Raw genomic sequence first — 24,075 nt, 5'->3', positions numbered from 1 at the left:
CTCGGATACTTAACCGTTAGTGCGCGCTTTAACAGCAGGACGCACAATAACGTCGCCACCTGGAGCACCAGGAATAGCACCCTTAACAAGAAGCAGATTGCGCTCAGCATCGACACGAACGATCTCAAGGTTTTGAACGGTTACACGCTCAGCACCCATATGACCAGCCATTTTCTTGCCTTTGAATACGCGACCTGGAGATTGACACTGGCCGATAGAACCCAGCACACGGTGCGAACGGGAGTTACCGTGAGTCGCATCTTGCATACCGAAATTCCAGCGCTTGATGCCGCCAGCAAAACCTTTACCTTTAGATGTGCCGGTTACATCAATTATTTGACCTGCAGAGAAAGACTCGACAGTAATTGTTGCACCAACTTCGAAAGCTTCTTGAGCTTCGTTACGCAATTCCCAAACACCACGACCCGCTTCAACATTAGCTTTAGCGAAGTGACCGGCTTCGGACTTGGTAACACGGGAGGCACGACGAGTACCAATAGTTACCTGCACAGCAGAGTAGCCATCAGTATCAACGCTTTTAACCTGGGTAATGCGATTAGGCTCAACCTCGATCACAGACACAGGAATGGAAACACCATCATCGGTAAATACACGAGTCATACCGCTTTTGCGGCCGACAATACCAATCGTCATTTTACTAACCTCTTAGTGTACGGGGCTTTTACCCGCTATGGCCGCCCATTTCAGAGCGTTACACAGTTCGGACACCCAGTGCGCCCGAACCTTAAACATTTACTTAGCCGAGACTAATTTGAACCTCAACACCAGCAGCCAAATCCAGCTTCATAAGTGCATCAACAGTTTTTTCAGTAGGCTCAACAATATCCAGCAAACGCTTATGTGTACGGATCTCGTATTGATCGCGCGCGTCTTTATTAACGTGCGGAGAAATCAATACAGTGAAGCGCTCTTTACGAGTCGGCAGCGGAATCGGACCGCGCACTTGAGCACCTGTACGCTTTGCTGTTTCAACGATCTCTTGAGTAGAGGCGTCAATAAGCTTGTGATCAAAAGCCTTCAGGCGAATTCTAATGCGTTGATTCTGCATGTGAACCAAACTCCAATTGTTTGTTTTAAAGAACTTCCAATGCGCTAGGATAAAGTACCCCGGCAAAAGGAGGCGCAATTCTAAGGGCGGATTTATGACCTGTCAACAAATAAACAACAAAAGAACTGTTTATTGATCAACCAATCAGAACCACTACCCACCAAAATAAAAAGCGGGCCACAAGGGCCCGCTTTTTACCAAATACTTATTACTGAATGATTTTGGCTACAACGCCAGCACCAACAGTACGACCACCTTCACGGATGGCAAAACGCAAACCATCTTCCATCGCGATTGGGTGAATCAAGGTAACAACCATTTTAATGTTGTCGCCTGGCATTACCATTTCTACGCCTTCCGGCAATTCCACCGCACCAGTTACGTCAGTGGTACGGAAGTAGAACTGTGGACGATAACCTTTAAAGAATGGAGTGTGACGACCACCCTCTTCTTTAGACAATACGTACACTTCTGATTCAAACTTGGTGTGTGGAGTCACTGAACCTGGCTTACACAGAACTTGACCACGCTCAACGTCATCACGCTTGGTACCACGCAACAGAACACCAACGTTCTCACCGGCACGACCTTCGTCGAGCAGCTTGCGGAACATTTCAACACCAGTACAGGTGGTTTTTACAGTGTCTTTCAGACCAACGATGGCGATCTCTTCACCCACTTTAACAACACCACGCTCTACACGACCAGTTACCACTGTACCGCGACCAGAGATAGAGAACACATCTTCTACTGGCATCAGGAATGGCTGATCGATAGCACGCACTGGCTCAGGAATGTAGCTGTCCAAAGACTCAACCAGTTTACGTACCGCAGAGGTACCCAAACCGTTTTCATCTTCACCGTTCAACGCCATCAGCGCAGAACCAGCAATAATCGGGGTGTCATCACCAGGGAAGTCATAGGTAGACAGCAGCTCACGCAGCTCCATTTCTACCAATTCCAACATTTCGTTGTACTCTTCAGTGCCTACACCACCACAGTCTTCCGCCAACAAGTCAGCCTTGTTCAGGAATACCACGATGTAAGGAACACCTACCTGACGAGACAGCAGGATGTGCTCACGAGTTTGCGGCATTGGACCATCAGTTGCACCACACACCAGGATTGCACCATCCATCTGGGCAGCACCGGTGATCATGTTCTTCACATAGTCGGCGTGACCTGGGCAGTCAACGTGCGCATAGTGGCGAGTTGGTGAGTCATATTCCACGTGAGAGGTATTAATGGTAATACCACGCGCCTTTTCTTCAGGTGCATTATCGATACCATCATAACCAACAAACGCGCCACCCCAGCTTTCTGCACAAACGCGAGTCAGCGCTGCAGTCAGAGTGGTTTTACCGTGGTCAACGTGACCAATGGTGCCCACGTTGACGTGGGGCTTGTTACGTTCAAACTTCTCTTTAGCCACTTTTCAATTCCTCTATGTAGATGAAATATCGAAACTATTCTTCGTCTCTTTGCACTCTGCCCTTCGCAATAAACTCTTCAGCCACATTACGAGGAGCCTCCTGATACTTCAAAAATTCCATGGTATAGGTTGCTCGCCCTTGGGTGGCAGAGCGCAGCGAGGTGGCGTAGCCAAACATTTCAGCCAACGGCACCTCCGCATCAATTACCTTACCCATCGGACTTTCATCCATACCCAGAATCATGCCGCGACGACGATTGAGATCGCCAACCACATCACCCATGTTGGCCTCTGGTGTAACCACCTCAACCTTCATAATTGGCTCTAGCAGTACCGCGCCACCTTTTTGAGCCAGCTTCTTGGTCGCCATAGATGCAGCAATCTTAAATGCCATCTCTGACGAATCAACATCATGGTAGGAGCCGTCAAACACAACCGCTTTTAAACCTAACAGAGGGTAACCAGCCAGCACACCGTTTTGCATCTGCTCAGCGATTCCCTTTTGAATTGCCGGTATAAACTCCTTTGGAACCACACCACCAATTACTTCATTAACAAATTCCAAACCTTCTGCACTTTCATCAGCACCGGGAGAGAAACGAATCCAACAGTGCCCATATTGGCCACGACCACCAGATTGACGAACAAACTTGCCCTCAATCTCACAGGTGTTACGGATTGCCTCACGATAAGCCACCTGGGGCTTTCCTATATTGGCCTCGACACCAAACTCGCGACGCATACGATCAACAATAATGTCGAGATGCAACTCCCCCATCCCACCAATGATTGTTTGGCCCGTCTCCTCATCAGTACGCACACGAAAGGAGGGATCCTCTTGCGCCAACTTACCCAGAGCGACACCCATCTTTTCCTGATCCGCTTTGGTTTTCGGCTCAACCGCGACATGAATCACAGGCTCCGGAAAGTCCATACGCTCAAGAATAATGACATCATCCAGCGCACATAAGGTGTCACCAGTAGTACAGTCTTTAAAACCTATGCCAGCAGCAATATCACCTGCTAACACCTCTTTAATCTCTTGGCGCTGGTTAGCATGCATTTGCACCATACGACCAACACGCTCTTTTTTACCTTTTACCGAATTTAAGACCATATCGCCTGACTGCAGCGTCCCGGAATAAACACGAAAGAAAGTCAACGTCCCTACAAAAGGATCCGTAGCAATCTTAAAAGCCAACGCAGAGAAGGGCTCCTCATCACTCGCCTTGCGAGTAGCAATGGTCCCACCATCCTCTAACACACCCTCAATAGCCTTAACTTCGGTTGGGGCCGGCAAATAATCAATAACCGCATCAAGCATTGCTTGGACGCCTTTATTTTTAAAGGCCGAACCACCAATAACAGGAATAATCTCATTCGCCAAGGTTCGCGCACGGATTCCCGCTTTAATTTCCTCTTCAGTCAGCTCTTCGCCGCCCAAATATTTTTCCATCAATTCTTCACTGGACTCAGCGGCGGACTCAATTAAAAACTCACGCATTTTTTCGCAAGTTGCCTGCAGCTCCGCAGGAATCTCCTCATAGCTGAAGGTCATACCCTGATCTTCTTCATTCCAGATAATGGCGCGCATCTTAACCAGATCGACCACACCACGAAACTCATCCTCCGCACCAATAGTCATCTGCAGCGGAACCGGGTTAGCCCCCAAACGGGACTTCAGCTGCTCGACCACACGCATGTAGCTAGCACCGGTACGATCCATTTTGTTCACAAATACAATACGCGGAACTTCATATTTGTTTGCTTGACGCCACACAGTTTCGGTTTGCGGCTGCACCCCCGAAGAACCACACAGCACCACTACAGCACCATCCAACACACGCAGAGAGCGCTCCACTTCAATAGTGAAGTCAACATGCCCAGGCGTATCAATTACATTAATGCGATGCTCATCAAATTGGCCCGCCATTCCTTTCCAGAATGTAGTCACAGCAGCGGAAGTAATAGTGATGCCGCGCTCTTGCTCTTGCACCATCCAGTCGGTAGTTGCTGCGCCGTCATGGACCTCACCAATTTTGTGAGACAAGCCGGTATAAAATAATACGCGCTCTGTAGTTGTCGTTTTACCCGCATCAACGTGAGCGCAGATGCCAATATTACGATAGCGTGCGATTGGAGTTTTACGTGCCACTACTCTATTCCCCGATTAGCTATTCACTATAAAAGCAAAGGCAGCCTTGCTGCCTTTGCTTTTCACAGGAAGTTTGAAGCCACACAGCCTTAGAAACGGAAGTGAGAGAACGCCTTGTTCGCTTCTGCCATGCGGTGAACGTCTTCACGCTTCTTAACCGCAGCACCTTTACCCTGTGCAGCATCCATCAATTCACCCGCCAAACGCGCAGGCATTGATTTCTCACCACGCTTACGCGAGTAATCCACCAACCAACGCATTGCCAGAGCGGTACGGCGAGAAGCACGAACCTCAACTGGAACTTGGTAAGTTGCACCACCCACACGGCGAGATTTAACCTCAACCAGCGGAGCGATATTTTCGAGGGCCTCGGAGAAAACCTCCAGAGGATCACGATTCAATTTGGTTTTAACGATATCCATCGCGCCATAAATAATGCGCTCTGCTACCGACTTCTTACCACTAATCATTACGTGGTTCATAAATTTCGCCAGAGTCACGTTACCGTATTTTGGATCCGGCAGCGTGTCGCGTTTGGCGACGACTCGTCTTCTTGGCATGTCAAAAGCCTCTCTTCAGGGATTTTCCAAGACAACACTAAAAACCCGATTGTTTTAAGTTTGCTTGGCCTTACTCGGTGGTAAACCGAAAACATTAACGCACTAAATGCAAATGGCGGATAAAACCCCGCCCGCAAGCATTACTTAGGACGTTTTGCACCGTACTTGGAGCGACCTTGTCTACGCTTGGCAACACCGGAAGTATCCAGTGAACCACGTACAGTGTGGTAACGCACACCTGGCAAGTCTTTTACACGACCACCACGGATCAGCACCACGCTGTGCTCTTGCAAGTTATGGCCTTCACCGCCGATATAGGAAGACACTTCGAAGCCATTGGTTAAACGAACACGGCATACTTTACGCAATGCTGAGTTTGGCTTTTTAGGTGTAGTCGTATAAACGCGAGTGCAAACACCGCGTCTTTGCGGATTGCCTTGCAGAGCAGGAACATCGCTCTTGTCTACGATACGTTTTCTTGGCTTACGAACCAACTGATTGATCGTCGGCATGAAAACTAACTCCATAGATAAAAAACGCCTTTATTAACAAAGGCAAGGTTAAGAAAGCGGACGAGCCCGATTGGCATAGCCCAGCTTCCCACTCAGGAAAAAGTGGGTGGCGCATTGTAAAGATGCACTTCCCCACCGTCAAGGCAAAGTCCGCTTATTTACTGGCCAACACATAAATCTAGCCGATAAAAAAGCAAGACTGACATCGCCAGTCTTGCTTGGGATAGAGCCCCGGAGCGCATAAGATGCACCCCATTAATCAAGCATTAGCCGATGCTTGATTTCAATGCTTCGGTTAATGCTGCTTCAACATCTTCAGCACTCACGCCCACATCGTGTACTTGAGCAGCTTCGCGGCGGCGCTTGCGGTCTGAGTGATAGGCCAAACCTGTACCAGCCGGAATCAATCGACCAACCACCACGTTCTCTTTCAAACCGCGCAACGCATCCTTCTTTCCGGTTACTGCCGCCTCGGTAAGAACACGTGTTGTCTCCTGGAAAGAAGCAGCCGAAATAAACGATTCTGTCGCCAGAGATGCCTTGGTAATCCCGAGCAATTGACGCTCGTAATTTGCAGGCTGGCGAGCTTCAGCACGCAGCTTTTCGTTTTCTTCCAGCAGTTGGTTATATTCAACTTGCTCGCCTTTAACGAAGGTTGAATCGCCCATGGTGGTAATTTCAACTTTACGCAACATTTGACGCACAATGGTCTCAATGTGCTTGTCGTTGATTTTCACACCCTGCAAGCGGTAAACATCCTGAATTTCGTTAGTAATATAACGAGCCAGAGCTTCAACACCTTGCAGGCGCAAAATATCGTGCGGATTGCTTGGACCATCAGATACAACTTCACCCTTGGCTACCATCTCCCCCTCAAACACAGTCAGCTGACGGTGTTTTGGGATCAACACTTCGTAGTGGGTTGAACCATCTGGCAACAGCTGTCCATCCACAGGCGTAATGATCAAGCGACGCTTGCCCTTGGTTTCTTTACCGAAACTCACGGTACCGGAAATTTCCGCCAGGATTGACGGCTCTTTCGGGCGACGAGCTTCGAACAGGTCAGCAACGCGCGGCAGACCACCGGTGATATCGCGAGTCTTGGAACCTTCTTGCGGGATACGAGCAATAATGTCACCAACATTAATGATGTCGTGATTGTTGATGCTCAAAATCGCCTTCGCTGGCAACATGTAATGCGCTGGCACATTGGTATTGGCCAAGAACAATTCTTTACCTTTACTATCAACCAAGGTTACTGCAGGGCGCAAATCCTTACCCGCAGATGGGCGCTCAGCAGGATCCAACACCTCAATCGAACTCAGGCCAGTCAACTCATCGGTCTGACGACGAATAGAAAGACCATCTTCCATGCCAGAGAAGGCAACAGTACCTGCCACTTCCGATACGATGGGGTGAGTATGCGGATCCCATTTAGCGATAACTTGGCCACCTTTAACTGCCTCGCCATCCTTAACGGTGATTAATGCACCATAAGGGATCTTGTAACGCTCGCGCTCGCGACCACTGGCATCAGCGATTGCCAACTCACCCGAACGAGATACAGCAACCAAGTTGCCTGCAGGGTTACTAACAACTTTAACGTTGAGTAAACGTACAGTACCTTCTTGTTTTACCTGCACGCTATCGGCAGCGGACGCTCGCGATGCCGCACCGCCAATGTGGAATGTACGCATTGTCAGCTGGGTGCCTGGCTCACCGATTGACTGAGCAGCAATAACACCAACTGCTTCACCCACATTGACGCGATGACCACGAGCCAAATCGCGACCATAACACATAGAGCAGATGCCACTGCGCGCCTCACAGGTAATCGGTGAGCGAACAAGAACCTCATCGATCCCCATTGCTTCAACGCGCTCGACCCAAGCTTCATCAATCATGGTGCCAGCAGGAACCAGAATCTCATCAGTACCAGGGCGAATCACATCGCGCGCGATAATACGACCGAGGATACGATCACCCAGCGATTCGATAACATCACCACCTTCGATTACTGGTGACATGGTCAAACCTTCATCGGTACCACAATCCTGCATGGTCACCACCAAATCCTGCGCCACATCAACCAAACGACGGGTCAAGTAACCGGAGTTGGCTGTCTTCAATGCGGTATCCGCCAAACCTTTACGCGCACCGTGCGTAGAAATAAAGTACTGAAGTACGTTCAAGCCTTCGCGGAAGTTTGCCTTAATGGGGGTCTCAATGATCGAGCCATCAGGACGCGCCATCAAACCACGCATCCCCGCCAACTGACGAATCTGTGCGGGCGAACCACGCGCACCTGAGTCGGCGTACATAAATACGGAGTTGAATGAAGGCTGTAATTCTTCAACGCCATCACGGTTGATAACAGCTTCTTTAGAAATACCTTCCATCATCGATTTGGCAACCAAATCGTTAGCACGAGACCAAATATCGATGACCTTGTTGTATTTCTCGCCCTGAGTCACCAGACCAGAGGCGTATTGAGTTTCGATTTCTTTCACTTCTGCATCAGCGCGACCAATGATCTCAGCCTTGGCAGCAGGAATAGTAAAGTCGTTAACACCAATAGAGGAGCCTGACTTGGTAGAGAAGTCATAGCCCATGTACATCAACCGGTCAGCAAAAATAACCGTAGCCTTCAGTCCCACTACGCGATAGCAGTAGTTGATAACCGCAGAGATGGCTTTCTTAACCATTGGGCGGTTGATCATTTCCAGCGGGATGCCAGGCGGAACAATTTCCCACAGCAATACGCGGCCAACAGTAGTCTCTACCAGCTTGGTCTCGCTGGTTCTTTCACCTTCAGCACCAATCAGGGTTTCAACCAAACGCACTTTGATGCGTGCTTGCAGGTCAACTTGTTTGGAGTAATAAGCACGTGATACTTCTGCAGTATCTGCAAAAATCATGTTTTCGCCTTTGGCATTAACACGATCACGAGTCATCCAGTACAAGCCCAATACCACGTCTTGCGAAGGAACGATGATGGGCTCACCTGATGCGGGTGACAGGATGTTGTTGGTAGACATCATCAATGCGCGCGCTTCCAACTGAGCTTCAATAGTCAGTGGAACGTGAACTGCCATTTGGTCACCGTCGAAATCCGCGTTATACGCAGAGCAGACGAGCGGGTGCAGCTGGATTGCCTTACCTTCAATCAGTACTGGCTCAAACGCCTGGATACCAAGACGGTGAAGTGTTGGTGCACGGTTCAGGAGCACAGGATGCTCGCGGATTACTTCGTCGAGGATATCCCAAACGACAGCTTCTTCGCGCTCAACCATTTTCTTGGCAGCTTTAATGGTGGTCGCCAAACCGCGCAATTCAAGCTTGCTGAAAATAAAGGGCTTGAACAATTCCAAGGCCATTTTCTTCGGCAGGCCGCACTGATGCAAACGCAGGGTTGGACCTACCACGATTACCGAACGACCGGAGTAGTCAACGCGCTTACCGAGCAGGTTTTGACGGAAACGACCTTGCTTACCTTTGATCATGTCTGCCAACGATTTCAGCGGACGCTTGTTCGAACCGGTGATCGCACGACCACGGCGACCGTTATCCAGCAACGCATCTACCGCTTCTTGCAGCATACGCTTTTCGTTGCGCACGATAATGTCTGGCGCATTCAAGTCCAGCAGGCGCTTCAAACGGTTGTTACGGTTGATTACGCGACGATACAAATCGTTCAGGTCAGACGTCGCAAAACGACCACCATCCAACGGAACCAAAGGACGCAAATCCGGCGGCAATACTGGCAACACTTCCATCACCATCCACTCCGGCTTGTTGCCAGAGAAGAAGAATGCTTCCAAAAGCTTCAAGCGCTTGGAGTATTTCTTGATTTTGGTTTCGCTGGTGGTATTCGGGATTTCTTCGCGCAGACGCTGGATTTCAGATTCCAAATCGATAGCACGCATCAGGGTCTGAATCGCTTCAGCGCCCATTTGCGCTTCAAATTCGTCGCCGAACTCTTCCATTGCTTCGAAGTATTGCTCGTCAGAGAGCAATTGACCGCGCTCCAGCGTAGTCATACCTGGTTCGGTCACTACGTAGGATTCAAAATAGAGTACACGCTCGATATCGCGCAGGGTCATGTCAAGCAACAGACCGATACGGGACGGCAGCGATTTCAGGAACCAAATGTGTGCAACCGGGCTCGCCAGTTCAATGTGGCCCATGCGCTCGCGACGTACTTTCGCAAGCGTAACTTCAACGCCACATTTCTCACAGATAATGCCGCGATGTTTCATACGCTTGTACTTGCCGCACAAGCATTCATAGTCTTTTACTGGACCAAAGATCTTGGCGCAGAACAGGCCTTCACGCTCAGGCTTGAAGGTACGGTAGTTGATAGTCTCTGGCTTTTTCACTTCGCCAAACGACCATGAACGAATCATTTCAGGTGATGCCAAGCTAATACGAATAGAGTCGAATTCTTCGACCTGTCCCTGGGACTTGAGTAAATTCAGTAAGTCTTTCAAGGCGCTTTCTCCTGTTGGCTCCAAGGGAGCTTTCATTAAACTTCTAGGCAAATTCTTGTCGGCACTGCTGCCGGGAACACAACACGGCAACAGGCGTCAGTGCCTATTGCCGGAGCAAACGATTAAATTAATCGTCTTGTTCAAGCTCGATGTTGATACCCAGAGAACGGATCTCTTTAACCAATACGTTGAAAGATTCCGGCATGCCAGGCTCCATACGATGATCGCCATCCACGATGTTTTTATACATCTTGGTACGACCCGCAACGTCATCTGACTTAACAGTCAACATTTCTTGCAAGGTGTAAGCTGCACCGTATGCTTCCAGTGCCCACACTTCCATCTCACCGAAACGCTGTCCACCGAATTGCGCTTTACCACCCAATGGTTGCTGGGTAACAAGGCTGTAAGAACCGGTTGAACGGGCATGCATTTTGTCGTCGACCAAGTGGTTCAACTTCAGCATGTACATATAGCCAACAGTGACCGGGCGGGTAAACTGGTCGCCAGTACGTCCGTCATAAAGTACGGATTGACCGGTATCTGACAGGCCAGCTAAACGCAGCAATGCCTTGATTTCATGCTCTTTGGCACCATCAAACACTGGTGTTGCCATAGGCACACCGTCCACCAGGTTTTTGGCCAGATCGAGAATCTCTTTATCGGTAAACGATGCCAGATCTTCTTTCGCAGCAACATCACCGGTTTTGTTGTAGATCTCTTCCAGGAATGCGCGAATGTCAGCAATCGCTTTTTGCTCTTGCAGCATTTTGTTGATCTTCACACCCAAGCCTTTAGCCGCCATACCCAAGTGCATTTCCAGCACCTGCCCCACGTTCATACGTGAAGGTACGCCGAGCGGGTTGAGGACGATATCAACAGTCTCACCATTTTCGTCGTAAGGCATATCTTCGATCGGCATGATTACCGAGATAACACCCTTGTTACCATGACGGCCGGCCATCTTATCGCCCGGCTGAATACGACGTTTGATAGCAAGATAAACCTTAACAATCTTGAGAACACCCGGAGCCAGATCATCGCCAGTAGAGAGCTTGCGCTTCTTATCTTCAAAACGCTCGTCAAGAATCTTGCGACGCTCAGCCAGTTGCTCTTCTGCACGGTCGATCTGCTCATTGAGAGCATCTTCAGACATACGCAGCTTGAACCACTGATCTTTCTCCAAACCATCAAGAACTTCATGCGTCAAGGCTTCGCCTTTTTTCACATTTTTTCCTGATGCTACAGTTTGGCCGACCAGTGCTGAACGCAAACGCTCGAAAGTGGCAGACTCAACGATACGGTATTCTTCGTTCAAATCTTTGCGCACTTCATCCAATTGCGCTTTTTCAATTTCTAAACTACGTTGATCTTTTTCAAGACCATCGCGAGTGAAAACCTGAACGTCAATTACAGTACCTTTGGTGCTTGAGGGTACACGCAAAGAAGTATCTTTAACGTCAGAAGCTTTTTCACCGAAGATTGCACGCAACAGTTTTTCTTCAGGCGTCAGTTGGGTTTCACCTTTAGGTGTAACCTTACCAACCAGAATATCGCCGCCGCCTACTTCAGCACCGATATACACAATGCCGGATTCATCGAGCTTGCTTAGCGCACTCTCACCAACATTAGGAATATCAGCGGTAATTTCTTCGCTGCCCAACTTGGTATCACGTGCGATACAGGTCAATTCCTGAATATGAATAGTCGTGAAACGATCTTCCTGAACTACACGCTCTGATACCAGGATCGAGTCTTCGAAGTTGTAGCCGTTCCACGGCATAAAGGCGATGCGCATGTTTTGACCAAGCGCCAACTCACCCATATCAACAGAAGGACCGTCCGCCAGAATATCGCCACGGGATACTGAATCACCCATGCTTACAATAGGGCGCTGATTGATGCAGGTATTTTGGTTGGAGCGGGTATATTTGATCAGGTTGTAGATATCCACACCCGCATCACCGGCTTCAACTTCTGCATCATGTACTTTAACTACGATACGGCCAGCATCAACGCTATCGATAACGCCGCCACGCTTGGCAACCACACACACACCAGAGTCAGAAGCAACATTCCGCTCCATGCCAGTACCAACCAACGGCTTTTGCGAGCGCAGAGTTGGTACAGCTTGACGCTGCATGTTTGAACCCATAAGCGCACGGTTGGCGTCATCGTGCTCGAGGAATGGAATCAATGATGCTGCAACAGAAACCACCTGACGCGCAGACACGTCCATATATTGAACATCGGCAGGCGCTTTCAAGGTGAATTCGTTCAGGTGACGAACCGACACCAACTCTTCAGTTAGATTGCCTTTGTCATCCAATGTTGCAGAAGCCTGTGCAATCACATAATCAGACTCATTGATCGCCGAAAGGAAATCAATTTCATTGGTTACCTTGCCATTAATCACTTTGCGATACGGACTCTCAAGGAAACCGTAATTGTTAGTGCGGGCATAGGTAGCCAAAGAGTTAATCAAACCAATGTTTGGACCTTCAGGTGTTTCGATAGGACATACACGACCATAGTGAGTCGGATGTACATCACGCACTTCAAAGCCTGCACGCTCACGGGTCAAACCACCTGGGCCAAGCGCAGAAACACGACGCTTGTGCGTGATCTCTGACAGCGGGTTGTTTTGATCCATAAATTGTGAAAGCTGAGATGAACCAAAGAACTCTTTGACCGCAGCCGCAACCGGCTTGGCATTGATTAAATCTTGCGGCATCAAACCTTCGCTTTCTGCCATAGATAAACGTTCTTTTACTGCGCGCTCTACACGTACCAAACCAACACGGAATTGGTTTTCGGCCATCTCACCTACGGAACGCACACGGCGGTTACCCAAGTGATCGATATCATCCACAACGCCTTTACCATTGCGGATGGAGATCAATGTCTTCATCACATCAACGATATCGTCATTCGATAGAGTACCTTCGCCCGTCTCGGCTTCACGACCAAGACGACGGTTGAACTTCATGCGACCGACTGCAGATAGATCGTAGCGCTCTTGTGAGAAGAATAAATTCTGGAACAGCGCTTCCGCAGACTCTTTGGTTGGCGGCTCACCGGGGCGCATCATGCGATAAATTTCTACCAGTGATTCCAGTGCTGTGCGAGTTGGATCAACGCGCAAAGTATCAGAGATAAATGCACCACAATCCAATTCATTCGTATAGAGAGTTTCAATTTGCTCTACGCCAGCGGCGCCAAGCTTTGACAATACATCGGCAGTAATTTCGGTATTGCATTCAAACAGCAATTCACCGCTGCGAGTATCAATAATATCTTTAGCAAGCGAGCGCCCCAGCAGATACTCTGCAGGTACATCCATTTGATTAACGCCAGCTTTTTCTAATTGACGAATATGACGCGCAGTAATGCGGCGCCCCTCTTCAACAATAATATTGCCCTTGTCATCTTTAATATCAAACGTAGCTACATCACCACGCAGACGAGATGGAACAACCTCATAGCTGAACTGACCATCTTTCCCAAGGATAAACGTACTGGTTTCAAAGAACATTGCCAGCATTTCTTGAGAACTGAAACCAAGTGCACGCAGCAAAATGGTTGCCGGCAGTTTACGACGACGATCAATACGGACATAAAGCAAGTCTTTGGGATCGAACTCGAAATCCAACCATGAACCGCGGTAAGGAATAATACGCGCAGAAAAGAGCAACTTTCCGGATGAATGAGTCTTACCTTTATCGTGGTCAAAGAATACACCAGGAGAACGGTGTAATTGCGATACGATAACGCGCTCGGTACCGTTAATAACAAAAGTACCATTGTCGGTCATGAGTGGAATTTCACCCATGTACACTTCTTGTTCTTTAATATCTTTAATGGCTTTATTGGAAGATTCGCGATCGTAAATAATCAACCGAACTTTTACGCGCAGGGGAACTGCGTAGGTAACACCACGCAGAATACATTCGTTCACATCAAAAGCGGCTTTACCAAGGTTGTAGCTCACGTATTCGAGGGCCGCATTACCTGAGTAGCTGACGATTGGAAAAACGGAACGGAAAGCGGCGTGTAAACCCATATCATCACGCTTGCTAGGCAAAGTATCTGCCTGGGTAAACTTTCTGTAGGAATCTAACTGAATCGCCAAGAGGTAAGGTACATCCATTACATGTGGCAGTTTGCCAAAATCCTTACGGATACGTTTTTTCTCAGTATATGAGTAAGCCATCTGTATTCCCCAGCTTGTTCGCGGATCGGGCTTGATCGCAGCCATGAAAACGCACGTGCGTTTCTTTGTAAAAACTTGCTTAAATTCGATAACTTTACGATTACTTCAGGAGTAACCCAATGGCACAGCTCAAGCTAGCCATTGACGCCTCAATTCACAGTAGAGCAATAGGATTTCTGAAAACAGAAAAAGGCTGGCGAGCATATTGCTCACCAGCCCTGTGTCCACACTGTAAATGGACGCTGTGACACAAGCGTAGAATTATTTAACTTCTACGAGTGCGCCAGCTTCTTCCAATTTAGCCTTGGCTGCATCGGCATCAGCTTTAGAAACAGCTTCTTTAACTGCTTTTGGTGCACTTTCCACCAAGTCTTTAGCTTCTTTCAAGCCAAGACCAGTCAGTTCGCGAACTGCTTTAATTACGTTAACTTTCTTATCACCAGCAGAAGAAAGGATAACGTCAAATTCAGTTTGCTCTTCAGCAGCAGCAGCTGGACCAGCAGCTACAGCAACAGTAGCAGCAGCAGCGCTAACACCGAATTTTTCTTCCATTGCAGTGATCAGCTCAACAACATCTTTTACAGACATTTCTGCGATGGCATTGATGATATCGTCTTTAGTCAGAGACATGTCTCAATTCCTAATTAATGGAGCAACTTTGCTCGTTAAATCTAAAGTAAGTGCCAATCCGAAGATTAAGCAGCTTGCTGTTCTTTTTGATCGCGAACGGCCGCAATAGTGCGAACCAGTTTGCCAGCGGAAGCCTCTTTCATCACACTCATCAGGCGAGCAATAGCTTCGTCGTAAGTTGGCAGTGTTGCCAACATTGCGATGTTCACTAACTCACCTTCAAAGGCAGCAGCTTTCAACTCAAATTTGTCATTTTCTTTGGCGAAATCCTGAAGGATACGCGCACCAGCACCTGGGTGCTCGGTGGAAAATGCAATCAAAGTTGGTCCTACGAATTTATCAGCAAGACATTCGTAAGCTGTACCTTGCACAGCGCGACGGGCCAATGTGTTACGGACGACTTTTACCCAGACGCCAGCTTCACGGGCCTGCTTGCGCAGAGCGGTCATCTTGCCAACGGTTACGCCACGAGAATCAGCGATAACAGCAGACAGAGCGCTCTTTGCAGCTTCTTGGACTTCAGCGACAATCGCTTTTTTGCCTTCAAGTCCTAATGCCACGGGATTTCTCCTGCATGGACAATCAATTACAACACGGATGTTGCATCATTGATTATCGTTAACTACCGGCCCTGATGAACACATCAGAACCACTATTCGGTGATGTCATTTAGTGCAATTAATGCAGCAAATAGGGTCTCACCATCTGCGTAGGGTATTAAGCATGAACTTGTTGTCCAGACACCTACGGTCTTTGACGGCCCACTAAAATAGTGGACCCCAAAGTTCTTTCCACTCGCAAATTAAACGGCAAGTGATGCTTGATCGATTACCAGGCCTGGGCCCATAGTCGTACTCAAGTAAATTTTCTTCAGGTAAATACCTTTCGATGTAGCTGGTTTGGATTTTTTCAAATCAGCAACCAATGCCTCAAGGTTTTCTTTGATCGCGATAGCATCAAAAGAAATTTTACCCAAGCCACCATGAACAATACCGCCTTTCTCGGCGCGATAACGAACCTGACCAGCCTTAGCATTTTTAACAGCAGTTAATACGTCCGGAGTTACTGTGCCGGTTTTTGGGTTAGGCATCAGACCACGTGGCCCCAAAACCTGACCAAGTTGACCAACAACGCGCATTGCATCTGGGCTAGCAATAACAACATCAAAATCCATTTTACCGGCTTTGATTTCTGCAGCCAGATCATCCATACCTACGTACTCTGCTCCAGCTGCTTTTGCAGCTTCAGCATTTGCACCTTGAGTAAATACAGCAACACGTACAGACTTGCCGTTACCGTGAGGCAGCGTAGTTGCACCACGCACAGACTGATCTGATTTACGAGGATCAATGCCCAAGCTTATGGATACATCTACTGTCTCTGCAAATTTCACAGTAGACAGCTCTTTTAACAGCGCAACAGCATCTTCAATTGAATACTGCTTGCTGGAATCAACTTTCTCGTTGATTGCACGTTGACGCTTAGTAATTTTTGCCATGTTATACGCCCTCCACTTCCAGACCCATTGAACGCGCAGAACCTGCGATAGTACGCACAGCAGCATCCATATCAGCGGCAGTCAAATCGGCCAGTTTTGTAGTTGCAATAGCTTCGAGCTGAGCACGATTTACTTTGCCAACTTTGTTTGTGTTAGGACGACCACTGCCACTGGTAATACCTGCAGCCTTTTTCAACAAGAAAGATGCTGGCGGTGTTTTCATTACGAACGTGAAGCTACGATCACTGTACACACTGATAATCACAGGGACAGGAGAACCAACTTCCATACCTTGAGTCTGAGCATTAAATGCTTTACAGAACTCCATGATATTTACGCCGTGTTGACCAAGAGCCGGACCTACTGGAGGACTTGGGTTTGCCTTACCAGCTGCAACTTGCAGCTTAACGTAAGCGGTTACTTTCTTTGCCATGATATAACTCCCCTATGGGTATTAGCGCCTCGACTAGCTTTTTGGCAAAAGCTAGCGTCTCAGGCTCCCCGCCTCAGCCTCTGACTGAGACACGAAAACCCCTCTTCATAACAGGATGAAGAGGGGCATTAAAACTTCAGAACATTAAGTTTTTTCTACCTGACCAAATTCCAATTCAACTGGAGTAGATCTACCAAATATCAACACCGCAACGCGAAGCTTGTTTTTATCGTAATTTACTTCTTCGACAACGCCATTGAAATCATTGAAAGGCCCATCGATCACACGAACCATTTCACCCGGTTCGAAAATTGTTTTTGGCTTCGGCTTCTCCATTGAATCGTCTACACGACGCAAGATGGCTTCCGCTTCTTTTTCAGTGATAGGTGCAGGTTGGTCAGCTTTACCACCAATAAAACCCATGACTCGTGGCGTATCTTTTACCAAATGCCAAGTATCATCGTTCAATTCCATTTGTACCAAAACATAGCCAGGGAAAAATTTTCTCTCACTTTTGCGCTTTTGACCGCCCCGCATTTCAACCACTTCTTCAGTGGGAACCAAAATCTCACCGAAACTTTCTTCCATGCCATACAACGCGACGCGCTCACGCAAGGAAAGCGCGACCTTTTTCTCATACCCAGAATAAGCATGAACAACATACCAGCGCTTAGCCATACCAATCTATCCTATGATACTTGAGGCAACAAAACCAAATAGAGTATCAAGCAACCAAAGAATGATTGCCATTACAAAAACAACAGCCAATACAATAAGGGTTGTTTGATTGGTTTCTTGGCGAGTAGGCCAAACAACTTTACGCAGCTCAACAAGCGCACCACGTACAACATCTGATATCGCAGCACCTTTTGCAGTCTGCAATGCAATTGCAACAGCGATAGCTGCAAGCACTATAAGACCTAATGCACGATAGAGAATCGATTCGGCAGAAAAATGAGAATTACCAACTACACCAACAGCAATTACTGCAAAAACCAAGAGCCATTTTAATGCGTCAAGTCGATAAACTTTTTCTTCGGTATTTGCATTCATTATCGCGGGAAACCTTCATGAAATTTGGCAGGCCAGGAGGGACTCGAACCCCCAACACCCGGTTTTGGAGACCGGTGCTCTACCAATTGAACTACTGGCCTAACATAACAGAAGCAAATAGAGGGCGGAGAAACCGCCCTCCATATTAATTACTGAATGATTTTGGCTACAACGCCAGCACCAACAGTACGACCACCTTCACGGATAGCAAAACGCAAACCATCTTCCATCGCGATTGGGTGAATCAAGGTAACAACCATTTTGATGTTGTCGCCTGGCATTACCATTTCTACGCCTTCCGGCAATTCCACCGCACCAGTTACATCAGTGGTACGAAAGTAGAACTGTGGACGGTAACCTTTAAAGAATGGAGTGTGACGACCACCTTCTTCTTTAGACAATACGTACACTTCTGATTCAAACTTGGTGTGTGGAGTCACTGAACCTGGCTTACACAGAACTTGACCACGCTCAACGTCATCACGCTTGGTACCACGCAACAGAACACCAACGTTCTCACCGGCACGACCTTCGTCGAGCAATTTGCGGAACATTTCAACACCAGTACAGGTGGTTTTAACGGTGTCTTTCAGACCAACAATCGCAATCTCTTCACCAACTTTAACAACACCACGCTCTACACGACCAGTTACTACTGTACCGCGACCAGAGATAGAGAACACATCTTCTACTGGCATCAGGAATGGTTGATCGATAGCACGCACTGGCTCAGGGATGTAGCTGTCCAAGGACTCAACCAGTTTACGTACCGCAGAGGTACCCAAACCGTTTTCATCTTCACCGTTCAACGCCATCAGCGCAGAACCAGCAATAATTGGAGTGTCATCGCCAGGGAAGTCATAGGTAGACAGCAGCTCACGCAACTCCATTTCTACCAACTCCAACATTTCGTTGTACTCTTCAGTGCCTACACCACCACAGTCTTCCGCCAACAAGTCAGCCTTGTTCAGGAATACCACGATGTAAGGAACACCTACCTGACGAGACAGCAGGATGTGCTCACGAGTTTGTGGCATTGGACCATCAGTTGCACCACACACCAGGATTGCACCATCCATCTGGGCAGCACCGGTGATCATGTTCTTCACATAGTCGGCGTGGCCTGGGCAGTCAACGTGCGCATAGTGGCGAGTTGGTGAGTCATACTCCACGTGAGAGGTATTAATGGTAATACCGCGCGCCTTTTCTTCAGGTGCGTTATCGATACCATCATAACCAACAAACGCGCCACCCCAGCTTTCTGCACAAACGCGAGTCAGCGCTGCAGTCAGAGTTGTTTTACCGTGGTCAACGTGACCAATGGTGCCCACGTTGACGTGGGGCTTGTTACGTTCAAACTTTTCCTTCGCCATTGCGAGCGCCTCCTCAGACGTTAATAACAATCACACAGATAAAAAAGCTGCGAGAGGCACTCTCTCGCAGCATTATTTTGGAGCTCATAAGCAGATTTGAACTGCTGACCTCACCCTTACCAAGGGTGTGCTCTACCAACTGAGCTATATGAGCCTTAACCTAAAATATTTGGAGCGGGTAGCGGGAATCGAACCCGCGCCATCAGCTTGGAAGGCTGAGGTTCTACCATTGAACCATACCCGCTTTAATCAGATACTGGGCTTGCCACTTTACTTAATACCTTAAGCGCACTTAAGGTGAATATGGTGCAGGGGGATGGATTCGAACCATCGAAGCTTGCGCGTCAGATTTACAGTCTGATCCCTTTGGCCACTCGGGAACCCCTGCCGAAAACCGCCGGCATTTTCCGGCCCAAACTTGCAACTGTCAATCTATTTTTTCAATAAATTCACACAGTTATGTCAAAAAGCATACTCCAATTTGGAGCTGGCGAGAGGAATCGAACCCCCGACCGGCTGATTACAAGTCAGCTGCTCTACCTACTGAGCTACGCCAGCTTTTTGACCACCGCCGTTTGTGGAGGCAGAATTCTATTGAAAGTTCTAATGAGAAGCAACACCCAAACAATAATTTTGTCTCTTTTCGAGCCCTTTTTGTTTTCTTATAAGCTCTTCCCACACCGAATCGTCTATTTTCTCAGCAAAACCCTCTCCAACAACAACCCACGTCTCTTGAATTGTTTTAGGCATAATTTTTATCTGCGCGTCATAGCCGTTATTTTTAATCTTTAGCGACAACGCCTCTGCATCCTCATATTGAGAGAAGCGACCAAACGAGATACCGTTGGTGAGATCCCCTTTTGATATTATGTGGCTCTCAATATTTTTCCTCTGCAGCTCATGGAGTCTATTCAGCGCCTCTCGCTCAGAAACCTCTGGCACAAGGTAAACCCAAAATGACTCACCCTCTTTAATTTCCACGGGCACCACATGAACATCAGCCCCCAACGCTGCAAGGCGCTCAACGGCGTACTCTGCATGGAGCAACTGCTCATAAGGACCAATCATGGTACAAAGAGGCGCACCTTCTTTTTGCACACCTCCTGCTTGATTGCTCAGCGAAGATACTTGAGCAAAATCTTTTTCAGTACCCACCTTCTCTCCGGAGCGCTCAGATAGCAATAATAGCCCCCCCGAAGAACCAGCATTCTCACTTGATTGAGCAACATACTGCTCGTCGCTTTTGGTCACGCCATTCACAAAAAAGTATTGCCGGACAAAGAAAAATATATTTGCAGCAAGAACCAGAAAAAAAATCGATCTCATTTACTCCTCCAGTGGCTCTAAGCCCTGCATTGCATACACAAGACCATCCAAAACCAGATCATTCATCAATCGCGCAGAGGGGAAATAGGGGATCAACTGAATCGCATCACCACCAGCAAACACCAGCCCAAAATCATCATTTCCGATACACTTACGCAACTGTGTAATTGCATTATTAACCAAACCAATCAACATAGATGTGCAACCACCGCAAATAGCTGAAAAAGTGGACACGCCCAAGCCGTCATCCAACTGAACCATTTCTGCAGGCACAACAGATAGGCGTCGAGTACCAGCAGTGAGCGAGCCAATCATTAAAGAAAGACCTGGGGCGATAAATCCACCTAGATGAGCCCCACTTTTATCAACCACATCAACCGTCGCTGCGGTTCCCAGCGATAAAACAATGCACGCTCTTTTTTCTAAATGGTATGCAGCCAAAATCCCCAACCAGCGATCAACGCCCAGTGACTCGGGGGAAATATAAGCATTTCTCACCACACCGATCGATGCGCAACTTTTTACAAATAACGGCTCTATCGAGAAAACCCGCTTAGCCCATATGGCAAAGCCTCTCTCCAACTCTTCATCCACGACACTGGCAACCCATATCGCCTTAACCTTACCCAAATAACGATCAAGCGCCGGCTCCATCAAGGCTAACGAGGAGCCAGTGGCAAGAAAACCTCGCTCAAACATATCGTCCCCATCCTTGAGCCTCCATTTAATTCGCGTATTCCCAATATCGACCTCAAGACGCATAAGCCCCCCTCAAGGACAATTCTCCTCCATGAAAGATTTGCTCTTTGCCATCAACATCAAGCCGGAGAGCTCCTGTACTATCAACTCCACGCATAACACCGGTTCGCACGGTATTTCCGCTATGAATGCTAACAGCCTGATTCATGTGCGCCGCGAACAGCGCCCACTCTTCTTTATAAGCCGCAAAACCAATGCGATGGTAATCAGACAGAATGAGCACCAATTCATCCAGCAAGGATGATGCGAGTTGATTCCTAGTAATTAGAGGAACGCCTTGCTCCGCCAAAATATCATTCAGATTAATCCAAGGCTGATCAATTGAAGATGCATGACCGTCATGCATTGATACATTAAGACCAACCCCAACCACCACCAAACAATAACCAGAAGGGTCGCCATTCATTTCAATTAGAACACCACCCAGTTTTTTGTCTTTATATAATATGTCGTTTGGCCACTTCAATTTCAGCCCGGAAATACCGTAATGACGCAGAGACCTGACCACAGCCAAACCAATTGCCAAACTAAGCCCCTCTAAGACAGCGATCCCGCCATCAAATCCCCACCCAATTGAAAGGTAAAGATTCTGTGCAAAAGGGCTAACCCAGATTCGACCTCGCCTTCCTCGGCCAGCCGTCTGATTTTCCGCCAAACAAACATGACGCTCCGGTTTATTCTGGCGCAAAAGATAAGAATTGGTTGAATCCACCTGCGCAAACACATTGATATTTAAGGACTCACACCGCCCCGAGAATATTTTGGATTGATCGAGCAAATCCAGTCCGCCGCCAATGCAGTAACCTTTTCCTTTAACCGAGATAAGATCAATGCCAAGCAACTCAAACTTTTTTAATGTTTTCCACACTGCCGCACGACTAACACCAAGTAAAGCGCCCAACTCTTCTCCAGAATGAAACTCTCCATCAGACAATAATTTCAGCGCCTGGCCTAATGAATTTGAATCAAATAGATTAAGGCTCATATCACTCCAGACAAATATGTGCGCTTGTATCGTGAGCCAATACTAGTAAGCACCTCATAACCCAGCGATTGATTATCTTTGATAAGCTTATCTAGCGGAAACTGCTCGCCAACAACGTCTATCGAAGAACACATCAAATCCTCATCTGATGCAGCGATATGGGACACATCAAATATCATTGAATCCATTGATATTCTGCCTATTGATTTTACCCGCTGCCCCAATAACAGACCTTCCGGCTGAGCCCCTAAAGTTCTGTTAACCCCGTCAGCATAACCTCCAGCTACTACGGCTACTTTTGCACCAGCAGATAAACTTACTGTGCCGCCATAACCAATTAATTCAGTCGCATCCAATCTGCGAATCTGCAATATTGGCAATGAGAGACGAACGACAGGAAGCATTGGATTTTTTTCTAAAGGTGTAGGATTAATCCCATATAGCGCAGCGCCAGGACGCACCAAATCAAAATGCCATTGCTTGCCTAAAAAAAACCCTGAAGAGTTAGCTAAACTAGCCTTAATCTGAGGCAATAATTTTTTGATGCAATGAAAGGATTTTAAAAAACGATCAAGCTGCAAATGATTTTGTAGATGCGCAGAGTCATCCGCGCAAGCAAGATGACTCATAAGTATCAGAGGATTAATAGCTTTTAAACGAGACTCATCGCCACAGAGTAAATAAAAATCATGCTCATCAAGACCAAAACGCGTCATCCCAGTATTGATTTTCAGTGCGGCAGCCGCATTTATTCCACAAGCAGTCTTAAATTTCAGCCATCGCTCAACATCATAGGCTGAACAAATTACAGGGATAATATTTCTCGCATAAAGCTCCGAAACATCTACGTTTCGAAGTCCCCCCAAAACATAAACTACCGCATCGCCAGGCAAATATGATCGGGCTGCAATCGCCTCATCTACGGACGCTAAAAAAAACTCTCTGCAGCCAATAGCATGCAAGGCGAGACCAACTTCTGCTGCCCCCAAGCCGTAAGCATTCGCCTTAATGACTCCGGCCACATTTGACTGCGTTAAAGACGATAACTTTAACCAGTTATGCTGAATAGCGTTCAGATCAATAGTTAACACGCATAATCTCTCAAGGATCAAAAAACTTATCGCGCATATAAGCAGAGCCGCACGATAAAAGCCATTAGCAAAAGCTTTATTGGAGGCAAAAGACCATGAAAAAAATCAGCAAAAAAAACGCCCTGCAGATATCTGCAGGGCGTTTTGTATTTAAGAGCTTGACGATGACCTACTCTCACATGGGGAGACCCCACACTACCATCGGCGCTAAGTCGTTTCACTTCTGAGTTCGGAATGGGATCAGGTGGTTCCAACTTGCTATGGTCGTCAAGCAATTCGGTATGAGTTCGGAGGTCTTAGGATGTGTAGTACATCAGCCTCGATTGACTCAAATAGGGCGGTGGAATGCAAAGTTTTGCTGTATGTATTTTTTGGATGCTTGCGTATCGTACAAGTCCGGTTGCAGATAAGTTTTACTTTCTGCCTGAATCGTAAACCGTCTAACAGTCGATTCTGTTATATGGTCAAGCCGCACGAGCAATTAGTATCAGTTAGC

The 24,075-nt window shown here is 47.6% G+C and carries 19 protein-coding genes, 5 tRNA genes and 1 rRNA gene; all 25 read right to left on the bottom strand.

Translation table 11 applies throughout. The features are described from left to right. Positions 1 to 9: 9 nt before the first annotated feature. Complete coding sequence (gene rplC / locus O59_RS15915) at positions 10 to 654, bottom strand: 50S ribosomal protein L3 (protein ID WP_007644457.1); 645 nt, start codon at positions 652 to 654, stop codon at positions 10 to 12. 103 nt (positions 655 to 757) lie between these two features. Further along, the gene (rpsJ, locus tag O59_RS15910; RefSeq protein ID WP_007644456.1) at positions 758 to 1,069 is read right to left on the bottom strand and encodes a 30S ribosomal protein S10; all 312 of its coding nucleotides are present in this window, start codon (positions 1,067 to 1,069) and stop codon (positions 758 to 760) included. A gap of 208 nt (positions 1,070 to 1,277) precedes the next feature. After that, complete coding sequence (gene tuf / locus O59_RS15905) at positions 1,278 to 2,501, bottom strand: elongation factor Tu (RefSeq protein ID WP_007644455.1); 1,224 nt, start codon at positions 2,499 to 2,501, stop codon at positions 1,278 to 1,280. A 34-nt stretch (positions 2,502 to 2,535) separates the two neighbouring features. Next, complete coding sequence (fusA, locus tag O59_RS15900) at positions 2,536 to 4,656, bottom strand: elongation factor G (RefSeq protein WP_007644454.1); 2,121 nt, start codon at positions 4,654 to 4,656, stop codon at positions 2,536 to 2,538. Positions 4,657 to 4,745: 89 nt separating this feature from the next. Then, entirely contained in the window at positions 4,746 to 5,216 is a 471-nt protein-coding gene (gene rpsG / locus O59_RS15895; RefSeq protein WP_007644453.1) for a 30S ribosomal protein S7, read from the bottom strand. Between the two features lie 140 nt (positions 5,217 to 5,356). Continuing rightward, positions 5,357 to 5,728 (bottom strand): 30S ribosomal protein S12, encoded by a 372-nt coding sequence (rpsL, locus tag O59_RS15890; protein WP_040393161.1) that lies wholly within the window; start codon positions 5,726 to 5,728, stop codon positions 5,357 to 5,359. 266 nt (positions 5,729 to 5,994) lie between these two features. Further along, a complete protein-coding gene (rpoC, locus tag O59_RS15885; RefSeq protein ID WP_040393159.1) occupies positions 5,995 to 10,218 on the bottom strand; it encodes a DNA-directed RNA polymerase subunit beta' in 4,224 nt (1,407 codons plus the stop codon). Positions 10,219 to 10,345: 127 nt separating this feature from the next. Then, positions 10,346 to 14,431 carry a DNA-directed RNA polymerase subunit beta gene (gene rpoB / locus O59_RS15880; protein ID WP_007644450.1) on the bottom strand — a complete coding sequence of 1,362 codons (4,086 nt, stop codon included), beginning with the start codon at positions 14,429 to 14,431 and terminating at the stop codon, positions 10,346 to 10,348. Between the two features lie 261 nt (positions 14,432 to 14,692). After that, positions 14,693 to 15,061 (bottom strand): 50S ribosomal protein L7/L12, encoded by a 369-nt coding sequence (gene rplL, locus O59_RS15875; protein WP_007644449.1) that lies wholly within the window; start codon positions 15,059 to 15,061, stop codon positions 14,693 to 14,695. Between the two features lie 65 nt (positions 15,062 to 15,126). Further along, positions 15,127 to 15,621 carry a 50S ribosomal protein L10 gene (gene rplJ, locus O59_RS15870; RefSeq protein ID WP_007644448.1) on the bottom strand — a complete coding sequence of 165 codons (495 nt, stop codon included), beginning with the start codon at positions 15,619 to 15,621 and terminating at the stop codon, positions 15,127 to 15,129. 242 nt (positions 15,622 to 15,863) lie between these two features. Beyond that, positions 15,864 to 16,559, bottom strand: a complete 696-nt coding sequence (gene rplA / locus O59_RS15865) for a 50S ribosomal protein L1 (protein ID WP_007644447.1) — start codon at positions 16,557 to 16,559, stop codon at positions 15,864 to 15,866. A 1-nt stretch (position 16,560) separates the two neighbouring features. Continuing rightward, a complete protein-coding gene (rplK, locus tag O59_RS15860) occupies positions 16,561 to 16,992 on the bottom strand; it encodes a 50S ribosomal protein L11 (protein ID WP_040393157.1) in 432 nt (143 codons plus the stop codon). A 144-nt stretch (positions 16,993 to 17,136) separates the two neighbouring features. Continuing rightward, positions 17,137 to 17,670, bottom strand: coding sequence for a transcription termination/antitermination protein NusG (gene nusG, locus O59_RS15855; RefSeq protein ID WP_040393155.1), 534 nt, complete (start codon positions 17,668 to 17,670; stop codon positions 17,137 to 17,139). Between the two features lie 6 nt (positions 17,671 to 17,676). Further along, entirely contained in the window at positions 17,677 to 18,045 is a 369-nt protein-coding gene (secE, locus tag O59_RS15850; protein WP_007644444.1) for a preprotein translocase subunit SecE, read from the bottom strand. A 25-nt stretch (positions 18,046 to 18,070) separates the two neighbouring features. Continuing rightward, positions 18,071 to 18,146 (bottom strand) — tRNA-Trp (locus tag O59_RS15845). A gap of 48 nt (positions 18,147 to 18,194) precedes the next feature. Then, on the bottom strand, positions 18,195 to 19,418 hold the full coding sequence (tuf, locus tag O59_RS15840) for an elongation factor Tu (RefSeq protein WP_007644455.1): 1,224 nt from the start codon (positions 19,416 to 19,418) through the stop codon (positions 18,195 to 18,197). A 78-nt stretch (positions 19,419 to 19,496) separates the two neighbouring features. After that, positions 19,497 to 19,572, bottom strand: a tRNA-Thr gene (locus O59_RS15835). Positions 19,573 to 19,588: 16 nt separating this feature from the next. Continuing rightward, positions 19,589 to 19,662, bottom strand: a tRNA-Gly gene (locus O59_RS15830). Positions 19,663 to 19,722: 60 nt separating this feature from the next. Beyond that, positions 19,723 to 19,806, bottom strand: a tRNA-Tyr gene (locus tag O59_RS15825). Positions 19,807 to 19,900: 94 nt separating this feature from the next. After that, a tRNA-Thr gene (locus O59_RS15820) sits at positions 19,901 to 19,976 on the bottom strand. Positions 19,977 to 20,021: 45 nt separating this feature from the next. Further along, positions 20,022 to 20,744, bottom strand: a complete 723-nt coding sequence (locus O59_RS15815; protein WP_007644442.1) for a hypothetical protein — start codon at positions 20,742 to 20,744, stop codon at positions 20,022 to 20,024. After that, positions 20,745 to 21,506 (bottom strand): type III pantothenate kinase, encoded by a 762-nt coding sequence (locus O59_RS21140; RefSeq protein WP_050977092.1) that lies wholly within the window; start codon positions 21,504 to 21,506, stop codon positions 20,745 to 20,747. After that, on the bottom strand, positions 21,496 to 22,488 hold the full coding sequence (birA, locus tag O59_RS15805) for a bifunctional biotin--[acetyl-CoA-carboxylase] ligase/biotin operon repressor BirA (RefSeq protein WP_007644439.1): 993 nt from the start codon (positions 22,486 to 22,488) through the stop codon (positions 21,496 to 21,498). The genes O59_RS21140 and birA overlap by 11 nt, the downstream gene beginning before the upstream one ends. Next, complete coding sequence (gene alr / locus O59_RS15800; protein ID WP_007644437.1) at positions 22,485 to 23,579, bottom strand: alanine racemase; 1,095 nt, start codon at positions 23,577 to 23,579, stop codon at positions 22,485 to 22,487. The genes birA and alr overlap by 4 nt, the downstream gene beginning before the upstream one ends. 156 nt (positions 23,580 to 23,735) lie before the next feature. Next, positions 23,736 to 23,851: ribosomal RNA gene (rrf, locus tag O59_RS15795) — 5S ribosomal RNA — on the bottom strand. Between the last annotated feature and the right edge of the window lie 224 nt (positions 23,852 to 24,075).

Origin of the sequence: Cellvibrio sp. BR (assembly GCF_000263355.1) — a bacterium.
Taxonomy (GTDB): domain Bacteria; phylum Pseudomonadota; class Gammaproteobacteria; order Pseudomonadales; family Cellvibrionaceae; genus Cellvibrio.
This window is presented reverse-complemented; position numbering and strand designations above follow the sequence as displayed.

Bases quoted from the DNA above. Each gene is read 5' to 3' on its own strand.
- rplC (WP_007644457.1), bottom strand. From the start codon at position 654: ATGACGATTGGTATTGTCGGCCGCAAAAGCGGTATGACTCGTGTATTT.
- nusG (WP_040393155.1), bottom strand. From the start codon at position 17,670: ATGGCTAAGCGCTGGTATGTTGTTCATGCTTATTCTGGGTATGAGAAA.
- O59_RS15815 (WP_007644442.1), bottom strand. From the start codon at position 20,744: ATGAGATCGATTTTTTTTCTGGTTCTTGCTGCAAATATATTTTTCTTT.
- rplA (WP_007644447.1), bottom strand. From the start codon at position 16,559: ATGGCAAAAATTACTAAGCGTCAACGTGCAATCAACGAGAAAGTTGAT.
- tuf (WP_007644455.1), bottom strand. From the start codon at position 19,418: ATGGCGAAGGAAAAGTTTGAACGTAACAAGCCCCACGTCAACGTGGGC.
- rplK (WP_040393157.1), bottom strand. From the start codon at position 16,992: ATGGCAAAGAAAGTAACCGCTTACGTTAAGCTGCAAGTTGCAGCTGGT.
- rpsJ (WP_007644456.1), bottom strand. From the start codon at position 1,069: ATGCAGAATCAACGCATTAGAATTCGCCTGAAGGCTTTTGATCACAAG.
- secE (WP_007644444.1), bottom strand. From the start codon at position 18,045: ATGAATGCAAATACCGAAGAAAAAGTTTATCGACTTGACGCATTAAAA.
- birA (WP_007644439.1), bottom strand. From the start codon at position 22,488: ATGAGCCTTAATCTATTTGATTCAAATTCATTAGGCCAGGCGCTGAAA.
- O59_RS21140 (WP_050977092.1), bottom strand. From the start codon at position 21,506: ATGCGTCTTGAGGTCGATATTGGGAATACGCGAATTAAATGGAGGCTC.
- rplL (WP_007644449.1), bottom strand. From the start codon at position 15,061: ATGTCTCTGACTAAAGACGATATCATCAATGCCATCGCAGAAATGTCT.
- rpsG (WP_007644453.1), bottom strand. From the start codon at position 5,216: ATGCCAAGAAGACGAGTCGTCGCCAAACGCGACACGCTGCCGGATCCA.
- rpoB (WP_007644450.1), bottom strand. From the start codon at position 14,431: ATGGCTTACTCATATACTGAGAAAAAACGTATCCGTAAGGATTTTGGC.
- rpsL (WP_040393161.1), bottom strand. From the start codon at position 5,728: ATGCCGACGATCAATCAGTTGGTTCGTAAGCCAAGAAAACGTATCGTA.